The 19,818-nt window shown below is 46.3% G+C and carries 13 protein-coding genes; all 13 read left to right on the forward strand.

Annotated elements, in window-relative coordinates:
- The first annotated feature begins 117 nt into the window (after positions 1–117).
- Positions 118–3,474, forward strand: a complete 3,357-nt coding sequence (locus AC1DCV_RS03570) for a TonB-dependent receptor (RefSeq protein ID WP_477021862.1) — start codon at positions 118–120, stop codon at positions 3,472–3,474.
- A gap of 21 nt (positions 3,475–3,495) precedes the next feature.
- Positions 3,496–5,067: a RagB/SusD family nutrient uptake outer membrane protein gene (locus AC1DCV_RS03575; protein ID WP_477021863.1), complete on the forward strand. Its 1,572-nt coding sequence runs from the start codon at positions 3,496–3,498 to the stop codon at positions 5,065–5,067.
- Between the two features lie 128 nt (positions 5,068–5,195).
- A complete protein-coding gene (locus AC1DCV_RS03580) occupies positions 5,196–6,608 on the forward strand; it encodes a glycoside hydrolase family 30 protein (RefSeq protein ID WP_477021864.1) in 1,413 nt (470 codons plus the stop codon).
- Positions 6,609–6,626: 18 nt separating this feature from the next.
- A complete protein-coding gene (locus AC1DCV_RS03585; protein ID WP_477021865.1) occupies positions 6,627–8,054 on the forward strand; it encodes a glycoside hydrolase family 30 protein in 1,428 nt (475 codons plus the stop codon).
- 331 nt (positions 8,055–8,385) lie between these two features.
- The gene (locus AC1DCV_RS03590; RefSeq protein WP_477021866.1) at positions 8,386–11,037 is read left to right on the forward strand and encodes a GH116 family glycosyl-hydrolase; all 2,652 of its coding nucleotides are present in this window, start codon (positions 8,386–8,388) and stop codon (positions 11,035–11,037) included.
- 3 nt (positions 11,038–11,040) lie between these two features.
- Positions 11,041–11,586 (forward strand): hypothetical protein, encoded by a 546-nt coding sequence (locus AC1DCV_RS03595; protein ID WP_477021867.1) that lies wholly within the window; start codon positions 11,041–11,043, stop codon positions 11,584–11,586.
- A 34-nt stretch (positions 11,587–11,620) separates the two neighbouring features.
- Positions 11,621–12,178, forward strand: coding sequence for a DUF1543 domain-containing protein (locus AC1DCV_RS03600; RefSeq protein WP_477021868.1), 558 nt, complete (start codon positions 11,621–11,623; stop codon positions 12,176–12,178).
- Positions 12,175–12,714, forward strand: a complete 540-nt coding sequence (locus tag AC1DCV_RS03605) for a Crp/Fnr family transcriptional regulator (RefSeq protein WP_477021869.1) — start codon at positions 12,175–12,177, stop codon at positions 12,712–12,714. The genes AC1DCV_RS03600 and AC1DCV_RS03605 overlap by 4 nt, the downstream gene beginning before the upstream one ends.
- A 72-nt stretch (positions 12,715–12,786) precedes the next feature.
- Entirely contained in the window at positions 12,787–13,740 is a 954-nt protein-coding gene (locus AC1DCV_RS03610) for a quinone oxidoreductase family protein (protein WP_477021870.1), read from the forward strand.
- A 101-nt stretch (positions 13,741–13,841) separates the two neighbouring features.
- Complete coding sequence (locus AC1DCV_RS03615; RefSeq protein ID WP_477021871.1) at positions 13,842–14,984, forward strand: redoxin domain-containing protein; 1,143 nt, start codon at positions 13,842–13,844, stop codon at positions 14,982–14,984.
- Positions 14,985–15,167: 183 nt separating this feature from the next.
- Positions 15,168–18,182: a PVC-type heme-binding CxxCH protein gene (locus AC1DCV_RS03620; protein WP_477021872.1), complete on the forward strand. Its 3,015-nt coding sequence runs from the start codon at positions 15,168–15,170 to the stop codon at positions 18,180–18,182.
- 48 nt (positions 18,183–18,230) lie between these two features.
- Positions 18,231–19,067, forward strand: a complete 837-nt coding sequence (locus AC1DCV_RS03625; protein ID WP_477021873.1) for a helix-turn-helix domain-containing protein — start codon at positions 18,231–18,233, stop codon at positions 19,065–19,067.
- A gap of 66 nt (positions 19,068–19,133) precedes the next feature.
- Positions 19,134–19,784: an HD domain-containing protein gene (locus tag AC1DCV_RS03630; protein ID WP_477021874.1), complete on the forward strand. Its 651-nt coding sequence runs from the start codon at positions 19,134–19,136 to the stop codon at positions 19,782–19,784.
- The last annotated feature ends 34 nt before the right edge of the window (positions 19,785–19,818 follow it).

Raw genomic sequence — 19,818 nt, forward strand, 5'->3', positions numbered from 1 at the left:
CCTTAATCGAAGAACTATTTTACAAGAATTCCCAAACACTACAAAAGTATGCAATTAAACTTATGTGGTATAATTTCCTGTACCCGGAAATTACTATCAACCAAAATGTTCTGCGTTATGAAAATGACCGCCTTTTTGCTACTCACAGCTTGCCTGCATATCAGCGCAAAAGGATTGTCGCAGCAGATCACCCTCTCGGAAAAGAATGCACCACTAAAGAAAGTGCTGAAAGAAGTAGCCCGACAGGCGGGTGTTTCCGTGGTGTATGATGAGGCTTTACTGTCTTCTTTCGCTAATGTCAATGTAGACGTTACCAATGTATCCGTAAAGGAGGCGTTGGAYATCTGTTTGAGGAATAAGCCATTGGCTTATGTGGTGGAAGGAAACCGTATTACCCTGGTGAATGTATTCCCGGAGAAGGGCGCGGCAGATTCCAGCATCACGGTTACCGGAAGAATCGTAAACGAAGCAGGTGATCCCATTCCGGGAGCAACCATACGGATACAAAATTCCGGTAGTGGTACCGCGGCAGATGGGGAAGGAAAATTTAGTCTGAGAGTACCTAACAGCAGGGTGTTCCTGCTGATATCCTTTATTGGCTACGACAGTAAAACGGTGGCTGTTGCTACCGGTCCAATGCGGATACAATTAAAACCGGCTAACACGGCGCTTACAGAAACCGTAGTAGTAGGTTATGGTATCCAGAAAAAGAGTGTGGTGACCGGCGCTATTTCCAGTGTGCGCGCTGCGGACATCGAGTCGCAGCCAGTTACCCGTATTGAGCAGGTATTACAGGGCCGTACATCCGGTTTAACGGTAGCTGCCAGCTCCGGACAACCAGGATCTGCTTCTTCTGTACGTGTGAGGGGGATTACCTCTTTCAATAATAACAATCCATTGTGGGTAATAGATGGAGTAGTGGTAGACAATGGTGGCATCAGTTACCTGAACCAATATGACATAGAATCTGTAGAAGTATTGAAAGATGCCGCTTCCCAGGCTATTTATGGTGCACGTGCTGCCGCGGGTGTCATCCTGGTGACTACCAAAAAAGGGAAGGCAGGTAAAATATCTGTTAGCTATAACGGTTATTTAGGTACTTCCGCTCCTGCACGCAAACTGAAACTACTGGATGCTACCCAATATGCTACTTTAAGAAATGAAACAGCAGCCAATGATGGTAAACCTTTACCATTTGCCAACCCTTCTTCTTATGGAAAGGGCACCGACTGGCAGGCGGAAATCTTCAACAACAATGCGATCCGTCAGAACCACGAACTGAGCATCAGCGGAGGCAGTGATAAATCCACTTTTTATACCTCTTTCGGATACCTGAAACAGAATGGTGTGATTGCCTCCGAGATCTCCAAATACGAACGCGTTAACTTCCGTTTGAATTCTATACATAAAATTACACCATGGCTTACCTGGGGTGAAAACGTAGGTTATTCTTACGAGAAAAATATCGGCATTGGTAACACCAATAATGAGTTTGGCGGTCCGCTGAGTTCTGCTATCAACCTGGATCCGATCACCAAGGCGGTGATTACTGATCCCGCGGAATCATCCACTGGTGAATACCTGCAGAAGGGCGCCCGCAAAAATGCGGCAGGCCAGTTTTATGGTATTTCCAGCTCTGTAACACAGGAGATTGCAAATCCACTGGCATATATCAGTACACACCTGGGCAATTATAACTGGTCACATAACGTGGTAGGTAATACTTTCCTGGAAATGGAACCTGTTAAAGGACTAAAATTCCGTTCCACACTTGGGGCCAAAATTTCTTTCTGGGGTGATGAAACGTTTACGCCGATTTACTATTACAACAGCGTCTCTAAAGGCACACGTACTTCCTTTAACCGTGGTCAGCACCAAAGCTATGCATGGAACCTGGAAAATACAGTATCCTATACACGTAGTTTCAATAAGCATAATATTACTTTACTGGCTGGTCAGGGTGCTTATATGGATAATCGTTTGAAAGAAACCAACGTATTATTCTATGATATTCCTGCGGAAACTTTTGAGCAGGCATCGCTTAATTTCAAATCAGCTGCCGCCAATCGTATCTCTGATGGTAAGGAAAATGTGGATCACAAAGTATCTTCCCTTTTCGGACGTATCAACTATAACTATGGAGAAAAATACCTGGTAGAAGGTATTCTGCGCCGGGATGGTTCTACCCGTTTTGGACCGAATCATAAATATGGTATTTTCCCTTCCTATTCATTGGGATGGGTAGCTTCAAAAGAAAGCTTCTGGCCTGAAAATAAAGTAGTGGAATTCCTGAAATTCCGCGGTGGCCATGGTACCGTAGGGAGTGATGATATTGATGATGGAGCTTATGAATCCACTATCGGTAGCGGCAGAAACTATAATTTCGGATTAAACAATTTCAATGTAGGGTACAGTCCTAATGCACCCGCCAACCCTAACCTGAAATGGGAATCTACCACTCAGACGAACGTTGGTTTTGAAGCAACCTTGTTACGCAATTTTACTATCGCCTTCGACTGGTACAGCAAGAAAACAAAAGACATCCTGATGAAGCCCCGTCTTCCTTTATTTACCGGTGCTATTGCCAACTCTGCTGCCAATGTGGGAAGTATGACTAATAATGGTGTTGAGCTGGAACTGGGTTATCATGCCAAAATTGGTGAGGTAGAGTTTTCTGCCAATGGTAATGCATCTTATATGAAAAATAAGGTGACTTTCCTGGGTGACGGTGTAGAAAAGTTAGATGGTAAAGATGTGAATTTCCAGAACATGCCTGGTATTGTAAGAACGCAGGTAGGACAAGCCTTTAACTCATTCTATGGTTTTGAGTCACTGGGTATTTTCCAGGATCAGAAATCAATAGATGAGTACACTAACAAGGCTGGTCAGAAAATACAGCCAAATGCGAAACCCGGAGATTTTCAGTGGGCTGATCGTGATGGAGATGGATTGATCAGTGACAATGACCGCACTTTTATTGGTAATCCAACGCCAAGCTGGACGTATGGTTTGACCATCAGCGCTGCCTACAAGGGCTTTGATATAGTAGCATTCGGTCAGGGCGCTTCTGGTAATAAAATCTTCCAGGGATTACGCCGCCTGGACATTCCAAATGCCAACTGGTCTACCAAAGCGCTGGAGCGCTGGACACCAGAGAATCACTCTACTACTTATCCAAGGCTGACACAAACAGATGCTAACAACAACTACAACAGGTTATCTTCTTTCTACCTGGAAGATGGTGGTTACTTCAGACTTAAAACGATACAGATAGGATATTCTCTGCCATCTACCGTAGTTAAAAGAATTGGTTTACAGAAAATACGTGTATACATAATGAGTGAAAACCTGTTGACGATCACCAAGTATACCGGTTACGATCCTGAAATTGGTGGCACCGATGCGTTGAGTGTTGACCGTGGTGTATACCCACAGGCACGTTCCTTTATGGGTGGTTTGAATGTTACTTTCTGATAACTTTAAAGCTGATTAAAAATGAAAAGAAAAAACTTAAAATATATAGTAGCTATTACAGCAGGTTTGCAGTTGATGGGTGGCTGTAGTGATAAATTTGTAACCGTTGCTCCGAAAGGTAATTTCCTGGAGAGCAGCTACTATCAGAACCAGCAGGAAGCCTTTAATGGACTGGTAGCCATCTACGATATGGTAGGATACCAGGCCGGCAACTATACCAATAAAACAGGCGCCATGGATGCCGCTTCTGATGATCACTGGACAGGTGGTGGCGGTCCGGCCGATATCAATGTATTCCAGGTAATGACCCGCTTAAGCATGTTAACACCTCTTACAGGACCGCAGGAAGAGCTGTGGAAAAAAGGCTTTTCCGGCGTTAACCGTGCAAATGTGTTATTAGCCAAGTTGCCTAATGTGCCGATGGATGATAACCTGAAGAAGAGATATGCAGCGGAAGCGAAAGTATTGCGGGCACATTTCTATTTCGACCTGGTTCGTTTATTCAAGAGTGTACCGCTGATGACGAAACCGCTTACACCGGAAGAAGTAAAAACCGTTACCCAGGCAACTCCTGAAGATGTGTATAAACAAATTGAACAGGATTTGAAAGATGGTATTGCTGAAACCAACCTGCCGGATGTTCCCCCACGCGTTTCAGAAGGTGGGCGCATGGGTAAAGGTATTGCACATGCTTTGCTGGGTAAGGTGTATTTATATGAAAAGAAATGGACAGAAGCGGCTGCTGAATTTAAAGAAGTGAATGGAGAAACACCCGGACAGCCCAGCGGTAAATATGGCTATAACCTGGTAGCGAATTTTGCCGACCTCTGGAAGTCAGACGATGCCTTCAAATTTAACACGGAATCTATCTTCGAAGTATCTTATACTTCTACTTCCGGTGGTAACTGGACAGACGGCGTGGCGAAGACCGATGGTAACATGCTGAATATTCTTTGTGGTCCACGTAGTCTTACACCTACACCCGCCACTAATGAAGTATCCCAGTATGTAGCTGGTTGGGGCTTTTTGATCGTCTCCAAAGAACTGGAGGCAGTGATGAAAGGTGATCCGCGCTATGCCGCTACTATCTTAAATATGAAAGAGCTGGTGGATGCAAAAAAAGCTACGTATTCTCCCAGCTTTGATGACACCGGTTTCTTCCTGAATAAATTTGTTGGCCGTACTGCCAATATTTCAAAAGGTGGTGGTAACATGGAGTTGAACTTTCCTCAGAATCTGTATGAGATCCGTTTGGCGGATACTTACCTGATGGAAGCAGAAGCCCGCGTGAAAGCTGGAGAAGGCAGCGGTGCCGGTACACGTGCTTACCAGTTGCTGAATGCCGTGCGTGCCCGTGTAGGTCTGACTGCTATAGATGCCACTTATGATAATATTTTTAAAGAAAGACGCCTGGAACTGGCAGGAGAAGGACACCGTTTCTTTGACCTCGTGAGAAGCGGTCAGGCAGCAGCAGTGCTGAATGCTATTCCTAACAGAACCTTTAAGGCAGGAAAAAATGAAATATTGCCTATTCCTTACCTGGAACTGGAAAATACAAAACTGAAGCAAACTCCTGAGTGGGGCGGACAATAACCCCGCCGGTATTCCCGGATTTTGAGAATTCCTGTTGTAGTTATTTTATTTCTTGCCAGACAAAATAACAACAACAGGAATTTTCGGAATTCGGGATTACTTTTGTCCATTAACAATTCCTTTTTGCTATGAAGAGAACCAGTCAGCTTTTGTGTTGCCTCGCCCTGGCGGCAGGCATTTCCACCACTGTTAAAAGCCAGCAGAAAAAATCAAATGAGATCAGTTACTGGTTAACTTCTCCCGAAAAATCAATAGCCCTGCAGCAACAACCCAATACGCTGCCCTTTACCGCTACAGACAAAGGTATTGCTACCATTGTAGTAGAAGAAGCAAAAAAATTTCAGCAGATAGATGGTTTTGGTTTTACCCTCACCGGCGGCAGCGCTACCCTGATTAACCAACTGCCGGCAGCACAGCAAAAAGCATTGTTGCAGGAACTCTTCCTGACAAAAGGTAATGGCATTGGTATCAGCTATCTCCGCCTCAGCATCGGCGCCTCCGACCTGAGTGCTTCTGTATTTACCTATGATGATATGCCTGACGGGGAAACAGATCCGGAACTACAGCATTTCAATCTCAACGAAGAAAAAAAAGACCTGATCCCGGTGTTACAAAAAATTGTGGCATTGAATCCGGCTATTAAAATATTAGGTTCTCCCTGGACGCCTCCGGCCTGGATGAAAACCAATAACTCCTTTATCGGCGGTAGTTTGAAGCCGGAGTGTTATGCTGCCTATGCGCAGTATTTTGTGAAGTATGTAAGGGAGATGAAAGCTGCTGGTATCACCATTGATGCCATCACCATTCAGAATGAACCGCTGCATCCAAAAAATAATCCCAGCATGCTGATGCTGGCGCCAGAGCAGGCCGTATTTATTAAAGACCATCTGGGACCCGCTTTTAAAAAGGGAGGTATAAAAACAAAGATCATACTGTATGATCATAACTGCGATAAACCGGAGTACCCTATCAGTATATTAAAAGATCCTGCTGCTTATCCTTTTATAGATGGCGCAGCCTTTCATTTGTATGGTGGCACCATTGACGCACTGAGCACGGTGCATGAGCAATTTCCTGCAAAGAACCTGTACTTCACGGAGCAATGGTCGGACGGCAAAGGCAGCTATGCCAATGAACTGAAAAATAATACGGGTAAACTCATTATCGGTGCTACCCGCAACTGGAGTCGTAATGTACTGCAGTGGAATCTGGCAGCGGATGCCCAGTGGAATCCTCATACAGATAAAGGTGGTTGTTCCCAGTGCCTGGGAGGTATCACCATTGATGGCAATGCGGTGTCGCGTAATTCCTCCTACTATGTAATAGGCCATGCGTCTAAGTTTGTGCCGGCAGGTGCAGTAAGGATTGCTTCCAATATTCCCGGTAAACTGGATAATGTGGCGTTTAGAACGCCTGCAGGTAAGAAAGTACTGATTGTTGTCAACAACGAAACAACGCCACAAACTTTCCAGATTAAAGTAAATAATAAACTGGCCACCGCTTCTCTGAATAGTGGAGAGGTAGCGACTTATGTTTGGTAAAAGACAGTAAAATAATTTATGAAGAAGATATTTTTAACAGGCGCCTGCCTGCTTGCCATAGCCGGCAGCGGATACAGTCAGCAGAAAAAAGTAACGGTGATTACCACCGCAGAAAATACTGACCTTCGGCTAACGCAAACGGCTACACTTGAATTTACCAACATGCCGCAGCCGCTGGAAACAGAGCCCTGCGTGTTTGTAGATGCCAGGAAAAGCTTTCAGACTTTTATCGGTATTGGCGGCGCCCTCACGGATGCTTCGGCGGAAACATATGCCAAGCTGTCTAAAGCAAAACAGCAGGAGTTGCTGAAAGCATATTATGATATTCACAACGGTATCGGATATACGTTTTCAAGAACAAATATACAGAGTTGTGATTTTTCCAGCAGTACCTATAGCTATACTGCAGAAAACGATTCGGCATTGAAAACCTTCAATGTAGACCACGACAAACAATACCGCATTCCTTTTATCAAGGCAGCCATCGCCGCCGCCGGCGGGAAGCTCCCGTTATTTGTAAGCCCCTGGAGTCCTCCTGCATGGATGAAAGACAATAACAATGTATTGCAGGGAGGCCATTTGTTAAAATCATTTTACCAGGCATGGGCCAATCACTATGTGAAGTTTATCAAAGCATACGAAGCATTGGGTATCCCGGTATGGGGACTTTCTGTACAGAATGAACCAATGGCCAAACAGAAATGGGAGTCCTGTATTTATACCGCAGAAGAAGAGCGTGATTTCATCAAAGGTTACCTGGGACCCACCTTAAAAAAGGCGGGTATGGGCAACAAAAAGCTCATCGCCTGGGATCATAATCGCGACCTGATGTATCAACGTGCCAGTACACTGTTGCATGATCCTGCAGCTGCCAAATATATCTGGGGCATCGGTTACCATTGGTATGAAACCTGGACGGGGAGTGAAATGCAATTCCAGAATGAGCGCCTGGTACACGAAGCTTTTCCTGACAAACCCCTGGTGTTTACAGAGGGCTGTATAGAAAAATTTGACATGGCCAAAGTGCATGATTGGTTTATAGGAGAGAAATATGGCGCTTCGCTGATAGGAGATTTTAACGCCGGCACCGTAGCCTGGACAGACTGGAACATCCTCCTGGATGAACATGGGGGCCCTAATCACGTGGGTAATTTCTGCTTTGCACCCGTGCATGCCGACACCCAAAAAGGAGAATTGATTTATACCAACGCATATTATTACCTCGGACATTTTTCTAAATTCATTCGTCCGGGTGCTAAGCGGGTGGCGAGTTCTTCCAGCCGTTCCATGCTGCAAACCACCGCTTTTGTGAATACAGATGGCAAACTGGCGGTAGTGGTGATGAATACTACCGATAAAGAAATTCCTTTCCATTTGTGGATAGCAGGGAAGGCGGCAGCTACCAAGAGCTTACCGCATTCCATCAGCACATTGATCGTACAATAAATCATATTTTTAGCGGAAGACGGCGGCATCCTGGTGGAGGATGTCGCCTTTTTTTTATGCGGTAATGATTTTTTCACATATCATGACACTGGTTTAACATGCAGGTACAACGTTCCTAAAGGTTGTATATATTGCCTTACACGCTCGTTATGATCAGCACCTGGCAGGAGAATATGGCATTGAACAATGATAGTAATGCTTCCGAGGCATTATGCCTGCATTTGATGCCCGGCTTGTCTAAATTCGCCTACTCCTTTTTAAAAGATTCCCTGCCCCGGATAAAAATAAAAATCTCACACAAACGGTTTCATGGAAATAAACGATTTCATTTATGGGTATTGAAAGGAGAAAGTTTTTAAGAAATATTGGATTAACCATGGCTGGTGCACTGGCCGTGCGTCTGCCGGTAGTAGGCAACGCCATATGGGCTAATCCTCATTACCTGCTCACTACCCGTCAGCCAGATGCAGCGTGGATCGCTTCTTTGTATGAACGCGGCACCGTTACCACTTATCTCAAAAGCAAAAATGAACTGCAATATATTGGGATGCCTGTAGGCGGTATTATGTGCGGTACCCTGTACCTGGGTGGTGACGGGCGTTTGTGGCTATGGGATATTTTCAATAAAAACCAGGAAGGCATAGAACCTAAGGTGGTAGACTATGGCGTGAATGTATTGGATGGTGGAAAAAAAGTTCGTTCCCGTGATGGCGCCTGTTATATTGCGCCTTCAAAAAATATCCGTCCGCTGGATCAGGGATTTGCGTTGCAGCTGACGGACGATCATAAAACCATTATCCGGAAATTTGACGAGGAGAGCTGGCCGGAGATCAGCTTTGAAGCTACCTACCCGATGGCCACTATCCGGTATACAGATCCTGCGCTTCCTGTGGAAATAGTGTTGGAAGCCTTTTCTCCTTTTATTCCGCTGAATGAAGATGATTCCGGTTTACCGGTCACCATCTTATCTTACAAAATTATCAACAAGGGTACTACGCCGGTAACTGCTACCATACTTGGTTGGCTGGAAAATAAAGCGGCCATTTACAGCGCGGGTGATGCACATGAGCGGGTAAATACTGTCGTAAATCAGCCGGGCTGGCAGGGGGTGCATGCCACGGTGCGGGTGAAAACGGGGAGCAATGAGGAGTTCAGCAAAAAGTATGATTATGGTAATCTTTGCCTGGCCGCTTTTGGTACACAGGTAATGGTGAATCCCATGATACAGGCCGGTGAATTATCAGCTGCTGATTTTAGGCTCATGTCTGCCAAACAGGCGATAAAACCAGTATCAGACAAGCTAACCGGCGGTATTGCTGTTCAGAATAAAATACTACCTGGTAAGACTATACGAAATGATTTTGCCATTAGCTGGTATACACCTAACCTGTATTTTAATGGTATACAGGGAGAAGGCCGATATTATACCAACCAGTTTACCGATGCCGTAGCAGTGATGAACTATGTGCAGAAAAATTATGCGCGCTTAAGCCGTGAAAGCCGCTTGTGGAAAGATACCTGGTATGATGCCACCTTACCGTGGTGGTTTATGGAGCGTACTTTTCTGAACATCTCCACGTTGGCCACTACCACCGCTCATCGTTTCCGCTCCGGCCGTTTTTATGCCTGGGAAGGAGTAGGGACCTGTGAAGGTACCTGCACACACGTATGGCAGTATGCGCAGGCAGTAGGCCGTATTTTCCCGGCGTTGGAAAGAGATACCCGGCACCGTGTAGATCTGGGCATCGGGCAAATGCCGGATGGAGGCATTCTTTTCAGAGGAGAAGCAGAGAAGCGCCCGGCTATTGATGGACAGGCAGGTGCGGTGTTACGGATTTACCGGGAGCATCAGATGAGTAAAGACAATAGCTTCCTGCAACATAACTGGACCAATATTAAAAAGGCGACGCTGTTCATTATTCACCAGGACCGCAATGGTGATGGTATGGAGGATACGCCGATGGAAAATACACTGGATGCCGTTTGGGATGGAGAAATTGCCTGGATAGTAGGATTGTGTATTGCTGCTGTAAAAGCCGCTGCACTGATGGCTGCCGAAGTAAATGATACTGCCTTTGCAACTATCTGTAACGACTATACGGAAAAGGGGCGAAGGAATATGGAAACGCAGTTGTTCAACGGCGAATACTTTATCCATCAGCCGGATAAGGTGAAGGGGCGTTCTGTGATTGGATCTTACAATACCTGTCACATAGACCAGGTATATGGCCAGAGCTGGGCATTCCAGGTAGGCATGGACCGGGTGATAGATAAAGAGAAAACATTGTCGGCTTTAAAGGCTTTGTATAAATATAATTACAAGCAGGATGTAGGGCCATATATCGTAGCACATCCGGGCGGCAGGCCTTATGCATTGGCCGGAGAAGGAGGCATGATCCTGAATACCAATCCCCGTAATGAACAATATCCTTTCGGTGTGAAAGATGCGTGGCAGCTCGGATATTTCAATGAATGTATGACAGGATTTGAACACCAGGTAGCTTCGCATATGATGGCAGAAGGTATGACCGACGAAGCACTCACGCTGACGCGTGCGGTGCACGACCGTTATCATGCGTTTAAGCGGAATCCATTTAATGAAATAGAGTGCAGTGATCACTATGCACGTGCTATGGCCAGCTACGGTACCTTCATTACGGCTACTGGTTTTCAATACCACGGTCCCAGGGGATATATTGCTTTTGCACCTGCATTAAACAAAGACGATTTCAAATCGCCGTTTGTGACTGCAGAAGGTTGGGGCACATATACGCAAAAGGGTGGGCACCATATGTTGCAGTTGAAGTACGGCAGCCTGTCCCTGCAAACGCTGCGCTTTGTACATAGTGGTGTAAAACTGGTGACTATTGCCGGTCAGAAAGCCCCGGCGGTCTTCACCGAAGCCAACGGTTTTGTTACCCTGCAACTACCTGCACCGCTGCGTATAAAAGCAGGACAATCTCTTAAAATTACAATTGTATAACAGATGAAATCATATTTTCAGATAGCCGTTGCCGTAATATACCTGTTTTCCTGTAAACCGGAGAATAAGCCATTAGCTGCCAGCGGAGCACAAGCCTGGCAATCGCAGCTGGATAGCCTGCTGCCGCTGCTGGGACACCGCAACTGGGTTATTATTGCTGACAAGGCATTTCCCCTGCAGTCTGCTCCCGGCATGGTGTATATCAATACCGATGCTACGGTGCCCGAAGTGGCCAGCTATACCATCCAACAACTGAATAAAGGAACGCATGTAAGCCCGATACTTTATCTGGATAAGGAGTTGTCATTTGTGCCGGGCACCGGAGGTTACCGGGATACGTTGCAGGGAATTTTTAAGGGACAGTCGGTACAGACGTTGTTACATGATTCCGTTTTTGCAAAGATGGATAAAACAGCCGGCTTGTTTAAAGTGGTGGTGTTGAAAACAAATACAACGGTTGCCTACTCTTCTGTGTTTATTAACCTCGATTGTAAATACTGGAGCGCCGCAAAAGAGCAACAGCTCCGGGAGGTGATGAAAGAAAAGTAAAATTATCCTAACTTCCGCGTATAAATTAATACAAATGGCGGAGTTAAAATTGTTCATGTTGCTGCTGGGATGTACGCCGGAAGGGCGACATACAGAGCAACATGATGTATTCTTTGGGATTGGCAATCAATTGAGAGATCTTATTCCTGATATGCTGGCCTTCTGGCCGGAAGCAAAAGGTAAACTACATATTGACGGCTGGAGAGAAGTGAATGTGGTAGATGGACATCAGATCCGGGTGGTAGAAAAGCCTGCTGAGGTTAATCAGGACATGCAATTGTTTTTTTTGAACCTGGGTGGTTACAAACCAAATGAAATGGAAGAGTTTCATTATAAAATCCTCAGCGTACAAAAAGACATTGGCGCTGCTATCAGGGCTTCCAAAGAAACCACCTTTTTTAAGCATACTACTTTTGGAACAGCTACTTCCCATGTAGATGATAAATATGGGGTAGATGTGGACGATGTGCACACAGTGAAAGATATTTTCCCGGCACATCTGAAAGAAAAGTATACGTTGGAGATAAGCTCTGCTGCAGCTGTTGCTGCGGATGAACTTCACCTGGGATATTTTCAGTTGAGTAAGATATGAATGAATCATTACGCATAGCCTGGGAACAATATCAGCATCTCTATGAAGAGATCAGCGTACCCGCCCGCACCATTCTGCTGGAAGAAGGGAAGGTGGCGCGTTATGCTTATTACATTGTAGAAGGTGGTGTACGTGTTTGGTTCAATAATAAAGGCAAGGATACTTCTTTCCAGTTCTTTTTTGAAGGGGAAGGAGTATCCTCCATTGAAAGCTTTCGTTCCGGTCAGCCCAGTATGTTTACAATAGAAACACTGTCCCCGTCAAAGTTGCTCAAAATAGCAAAGGACGATTTTACCACGATTGTAAACAGTATTCCCGGGTTTAAAGCGGAGCTGGAAGAAGTTATTTTCCAGCGCCTGTTGCATTATAGCAAGTTGTTTGTTTCCCAGATCAGGGACACGCCTCAGGAAAGATATGAGGCCCTTCTTAAAGAGCAGCCCGGTATTATACAGCGGGTGCCATTGCAGTATATCGCCTCCTTCCTGGGTATCACGCCGGTTTCTCTCAGCCGTATCCGGAATAAGCTCCAGAAATAATTTCTTAACAATTGTAAAGTGATCCTGTTTTTTGGAGGCTGACCTTTGGCTTATCAAAAAACAGATATCACTATGAACGGAGCAATAGTAGCCAAAGCAGGACAGGTTCCTCAATATACATTCTTCCCCGATCCGGTACCGGGTAACCATGAACAGATAGTAAAGGTGAAAGCGGCAGCTATACATCCCATTGTAAAAGCGATTGCGGCGGGGCAACATTATTCAGCGGGAGGCGATCAGCCTTTTGTGGCAGGTGTGGATGGCACCGGGGTGCTGGAAGATGGTACCCGTGTGTATTTCGGCGGTTTGCGCAAGCCTTATGGCACCATGGCGGAATATGGTGTAGCGGATAAAAACTGGTGTGTGTCTTTACCTGATGGCATCAGCGACAGTATGGCTGCGGCCATTTTTAATCCGGCGATGTCTTCCTGGCTGGCATTAAGTCACCGTGGGCAATTACAACCCGGTGAAACAGTGCTTATCCTGGGCGCTACTGGCGCAGCAGGTAAGCTGGCCGTGCAAATCGCCAAAGAACTGGGCGCAGGTAAAGTCATTGCCGCAGGCCGTAATAAGGCCGTTTTAGCGCAGTTGCCGGCGTTAGGAGCAGATGAGTGTATTGCATTGGATCAATCGCCGGAAGACCTTATAAAAGCTTTTGCCGCCCAGTCATATGATGTGGTGATTGATTACCTCTGGGGTGCGCCTGTGAGCGCACTGATCACTGCCATCACAGGTAAGGAGTTGATGAAAGAAGCGCCGCGTACCCGCCTGATACAGGTAGGTGCTATGGCTGGCAGTCATATTTCTCTTCCGGCAGCAGCATTGCGGAGTTCCAGGCTGGAAATACTGGGTAGTGGTGGTGGTAGTGTAGCGCCGGAGGCTATCTTTAAAGCGTTCCCGGAAGTCATGAAGCGTGCTGCTGCCGGTAAGCTGGAAATAGATCTGATAGAAATGCCCCTGCGCGAAGTGGCAGCTGCCTGGAACCTGGAAACAACCAATGGCAGCAGGATCGTGTTGCTGCCGTGAGAAAACCGGTAAACATCTTACCATGACCGCCTGTCATTAAGCATTTGAAGGGTTGGTAGCGTTTTTATACTTTCGGACAAAACCAACCAATCATTAAACGAATGAAAAGAATCCTCCTCATCTGCCTGGGAACAGTGGCTGTTTCCGGCGCATTTGCACAAAAGAAGGCGACCATCACAGGTAAGGTACCTGCTGCCTTTGATAATGAATACATCTTTCTCTTTAAAGCTGCAGGCAACGGGTATAAGCCATTAGATTCCGCCCTGGTGGAAAAAGGCGCCTTTAAGCTGACTTACGAAGTAGCAGATACCGCCGAAGCTATGCTGAGCATCCGTCTGAAAGATGATAAAACAAAGAGCGGTAACCGCGCATTGTTTATCACGCCAACGGACAACATGAAGTTCACGCTGAAAAATGCAGGGACACAGAATCTGCTGGATGGCGCTGAAATTAAAGGCTCAGCTTTTACCAAACAACAGGATGAGCTGAATGCTACCACCGTCACCCAAACCAAAAGCATGGACTCCCTGCGTGCTATTGCGCAGCATATGATGATGACGGAACCAAGAGATACCACGGGTTACTACAACATGAGCATGGCTTTCAGAAAGCTGATGGAAGAACAGGAGTCTCTGCAGGAAAAATTTATGCTGGCGCATCCTGATTATTATGTGAGTCTTGTTACCCTGCGTAAAAAAATGGGTGGTCGTGTAATGGATGTAGAAGGTACCCAAAAGGTATTTGATAAATTTCCGCTGGTACTGCGTCAATCCACTTTAGGATTGAAAGCGGAAGCATTGCTGAAAGCATCGGCTACACTGGCTGTGAACCAGGTAGCTCCTGATTTTTCTGCTGCCACACCGGATGGCAAAACGATGAAGCTTTCTGACCTGCGTGGTAAATATGTGTTGCTCGATTTCTGGGCGAGCTGGTGTGGTCCTTGCCGCGCTGAAAATCCAAACGTGGTAAAAGCGTATAACCGCTTCAAGGATAAAAACTTTGACATCCTGGGAGTGTCGCTCGATAGAACCGGCGATCAGGCGAAATGGACGGCTGCTATTGAAAAGGATGGTCTTGCCTGGCATCATGTAAGCGATCTGAAATGGTGGGACAGTGCAGTGGCTAAACTTTATATGATCAATTCTATTCCACAGAATTTCCTGCTCGATCCGCAAGGTCGCATTGTTGCGATGAACCTGCGTGGAGAAGCATTGGAAGAAGCACTGGAAAAAGTAATACATTAAGTAATAATCTATCATATTTATCCATTTCCGGCATGGTATATGCGTTGTGTCAAGTCGAAATTTTTATTCGGTGAAATGGATGACAATGGACCACCCGTTCCGGTTTCCCGGGACGGGTTTTTTTATATGATTTATTTTGTTACTTTTAATACGTGTTATATTGACATTTAATTAATTCCACGTATGAAGTATATTCACTGGTTATTATTAATGGCGTCTGTAATTCTGGGCGCCTGCCACTCCAACCATCAAACAGCGACCACCGTACCACTAACGGAAGCGCAGCTACGCTTACCTGAAAATGCCGTCCGTGGCCTTAAAACCAGGGATGGACTGGAAACGACCCTGTTCGCCAGCGAGCCGGCCATCATGAATCCTACAAATATGGACATTGATGAAAAAGGAAGGGTGTGGATAACAGAGGCCTATAACTACCGTAATGAACTAAACCCCGGACATCCTTACAAAAAGGAAGGCGACCGCATCATGATACTGGAAGACCTGGACGGCGACGGCAAGGCCGACACCGCCAAAGTTTTTTACCAGGATACCTGCATTAATGCTGCACTGGGAATCTGTGTACTTGGTAATCGGGTGATTGTATCCTGCAGCCCGAACGTTTTCATTTTCACAGATACAGATGGTGATGATAAAGCCGATAAGAAAGAACTGCTGTTTCGCGGTATCGGTGGAATACAGCACGACCATGCCATCCATGCGTTTACGTTTGGACCGGACGGAAAGCTGTATTTCAATTTTGGAAATGCCGGTGATAGCATACTTGATAAGAATGGGGCAGTGATAAAAGATGTGGATGGGAACCTGATTGCCAACAAAGGCAAACCATACCGGCAGGGTATGATCTTTCGCTGCAACATAGATGGCAGCGAGCTGGAAGTAATGGCGCATAACTTCCGCAACAACTATGAAGTAGCAGTAGATGCTTTTGGTAATATGTGGCAGAGTGATAATGATGATGATGGCAACCGGGGCGTTCGTATTAATTATATTCTCGAACATGGCAACTATGGATATACGGATGAGATGACCGGCGCAGGCTGGTCATCCCGCCGTATGAATATGGAAGATTCTATTCCTTACCGGCACTGGCATCTCAACGATCCGGGTGTAGTTCCTAATTTATTGCAAACGGGTTCCGGATCACCTACCGGTATGGTGGTGTATGAAGGAGAACTGCTGCCGGCCCTGTTCCGTAACCAGATGATCCATGGAGAGCCGGGGCATAATGTGGTGAGATCTTACCCTGTTAAAAAGAACGGTGCCGGCTATACGGCTACTATAGAGAATATACTGGAAAGCGGGGCAGATCAATGGTTTCGTCCTTCTGATGTTTGCGTAGCACCGGATGGTTCCCTCTTTGTGGCCGACTGGTACGATCCGGGAGTAGGTGGGCACCAGGTGGCCGACCTGGACCGTGGCCGTGTATTTCGTATAGCCCCGGCCGGTAGCCCGTATAAAATAAAGCCACCGGTGATCAATAGTGCTGCCAGCGCTGTCGAGGCATTGAAGAATCCTAACGGTAGTACCCGATACCTGGCCTGGACAAAACTTCGCAGTATGGGTGCTGCTGCAGAAAAGGAATTGCAGTCGCTGTATAGTAGCAATAATCCCCGCTACCGGGCACGTGCGCTTTGGTTACTAAGCAAGTTGCCTAACGGTGCCGGATATATTAAAACGGCGTTGAAGGATAAAGACGAAGATATCCGTATCGCTGCGATACGGGCCGCAAAGGAGAGTGGTGTCAGCTATGGCAATATGCTGGTAACAGATACCTCTGCAGCTGTGCGCCGGCAGGCATTGCTGGCCATGTACCATAGCCATGAGGCAGATATGCCGGATAACTGGGCCTTGCTGGCTGCACAGTATAATGGAAAAGACCGCTGGTACCTGGAAGCCCTGGGCATTGGCGCAGATGGCAACTGGGAAGCCTGTTTCAACGCATGGAGGAAGCTGCCAGCTAATACCAGGCATCCGTATGCCGACCATGACATCATTTGGCGGGCAAGAACACCCGCCGCATTACCTTTGTTAGCCGCACTGATCCAGGAACCAGGTAACGATGCCCGGCTGGATAAACGTTATTTCCGTGCGTTCGATTTTTATCCCGCAGCAGAAAGTACCCCGGTGTTATTAAGTCTGCTTAAAGACGATCCGAAGCACTACTGGATAAACGCACTTGCCCTGATGCAACTGGATGCGGCGGCGCTTCCAAAAACGCCGGCGATGACAGCTTTGCTGCACAACAGTCTGACTGTATTCAAAGGCGAGATGGAATACGTGGACCTGGTGCTTAAGTATCACCTCCGTGATCAGAACGAAACGTTACTGCAAATGGTACTCGATACGCACAGGGATGATCTGCAGGGCTATAGTATGAAAACACTACTGCAAAGCGGCGGTCAACCATTGGTGATCAAAACCCTTCAGCAGTCCGATTCCGCCACCGCATTTACATTGGTAGCTGCGCTTGGCAAAGCGCAGGACCGAAGTAACCGGGAACTGTTGTCGGTGCTGATGCGAAACAAAGTATATACTTTACCGTTAAGACAACTGGCTACGCGCAACCTGGGCCGCGGTTGGGATGGATACGCCGATTTGTGGAACATGGTAGCCAATAAATCTTTGCCGGCCGACCTGGATACCGTGGCAAAGGCAGTACTCACACACGCATGGCGACAGGATATCAAAGCCAAGGCCGTAGCTTATTATGAGCCTGCGGCCACGCACCACGACCTGCCAACCGTAGATAAATTGGTCACCAGGAAGGGGGATATCTCCGGAGGAAAAAAAGTATTTGCCAGCTATTGCGCTACCTGCCACATAGCAGGTAATACCGGTGTAAACTTTGGCCCGGCGCTTTCTGAAATAGGCAGTAAGCTCACCAAAAGTGCTATCTACGATGCCATTATCCAACCGGATGCTGGTATTAGCTTTGGGTTTGAAGGATATTTTTTTAAGTTGAAAGATGGATCACAGGTATTGGGTTATGTGGCCAGTGAAACCAAAGAAGAAGTAGATGTGCGAACAGCAGGAGGGCAGGGAGTGAAACTAAAGAAGAATGACATCGTGTCCAGGAAGGCATATGAACATTCCCTGATGCCTACAGGCTTAGCTACGGCTATGTCGCAGCAGGAGCTGGTAGACCTGGTGGAATACCTGGCCGCGCTGAAAAAGTAGTCCATCACTTTTTTAGTAAGTTTGTGTTGTTATTTTAAATAGGGCATCATGGCATTGTCAGCAACACATCCGTTAATTTCTGAAGGCTTTTTTATCGCAGCGATCACTGCCAGCGGCAGGGCGGATATTGCCAAAGACAATGAAATGCTCTGGATCTATGAGGGAAGTGGATCGGTGCAGATTGCCGGTACCACTTTCCCGGTAACACCCGGTAGTTTATTGCTGATAGGGAAAGGGCAACCCTGGCATACCGCTAAACAGCCTGCGCTGAAAGCTATTCACCTGGTTTTCGGGGATTGCTTCTGGGACAAAACACCAGTGAGCGCACGCAATTGTAAAGCTACGCTGTATGGAAATATTGAAGCGCATCAACACTTTACGCCGGCCGGCGAGGAGGGAGAGAATATTTATCACCTGCTCCGGGATATGCTGCTGGAATATCAAACGCCGGACTATTCCAATAAAGCAGATGTACTGGCTGCTTACCTGAAAATACTGATCATTAAAATCGCCAATATTGATGCTGCATTATCTGCGGACACCAACAATCATCACTACAAAATATACCAGCAGTTTATAGCACTGTTACAGGATGATGCTCATCATACCCATCATGTAAATATATTTGCACAGCAACTGCATATTTCGCCCCGTAAGCTGATGGATATATGCCAGTTATATAGCAATAAAACGCCCAAGATGCTGATCAGTGAACAGTTAACAGCTACGGCTAAACGTTTACTGCAGTTTTCCACAACGCCGGTAAAAGAAATTGCTTTTCAGCTTAATTTTTCCACACCATACCAATTTAGTAATTTCTTCAAAAAACAAACTACGATGGCTCCCCAGGAGTTCAGAAGCCGGTTTGTACAAATTGGTATGTGATTCACCGCTTTTGGTATTCCCTACGGATAGCCATGCGCCTACATTTGCAGTATAAAAGCAAATGATATGTGTAAAACAACCTTAACAACAATAGCGGGTGTAAGAATTCCGGACAGTAAGCTGGCTGTGCAGGCAACAGAATTATTATGCGAGCATGGCAATGAATTCCTGTATAATCACTCGCTCCGTGTTTTTATTTTTTCCGTATTAAACGGGCAGCGTGCCGGGTTAAAATTTGATCCGGAGTTACTGTATATCAGTGCTGCTTTCCATGACCTGGGACTCACACCACATTACAGCAGCCCGGATAGAAGATTTGAAGTAGATGGCGCCAATGCTGCCCGTGATTTTCTGCAGAGTAATGATGTACCGCCTGCTGCCGTGCAACTGGTATGGGATACCATAGCATTGCATACGACTATTGGTATTGCGGAATACAAAGAGCCGGAAGTAGCATTGATGTATAGTGGTGTTGGTTTGGATGTAATGGGAGAAGGATATGAACACTTGTCTGATGAGCATAGAACTGCTATCCTGGCGGCTTTCCCGCGTACTGATTTTAAGAAGAAAATTATCCCGGCTTTTTTCAGTGGTTTCGAACACAAAACAGATACTACTTTTGGTAATATCAAAGCAGATGTTTGTGCATATATGATCCCTGGATTTAAAAGTAAAAATTTCTGCGACTGCATACTGCATTCGCGTTGGAGTGAATAGCGATCTTGCCGCGTCAGCACTGCTGCCGCGGTTT

It is taken from the genome of Chitinophaga sp. 10T418 (assembly GCF_056394125.1).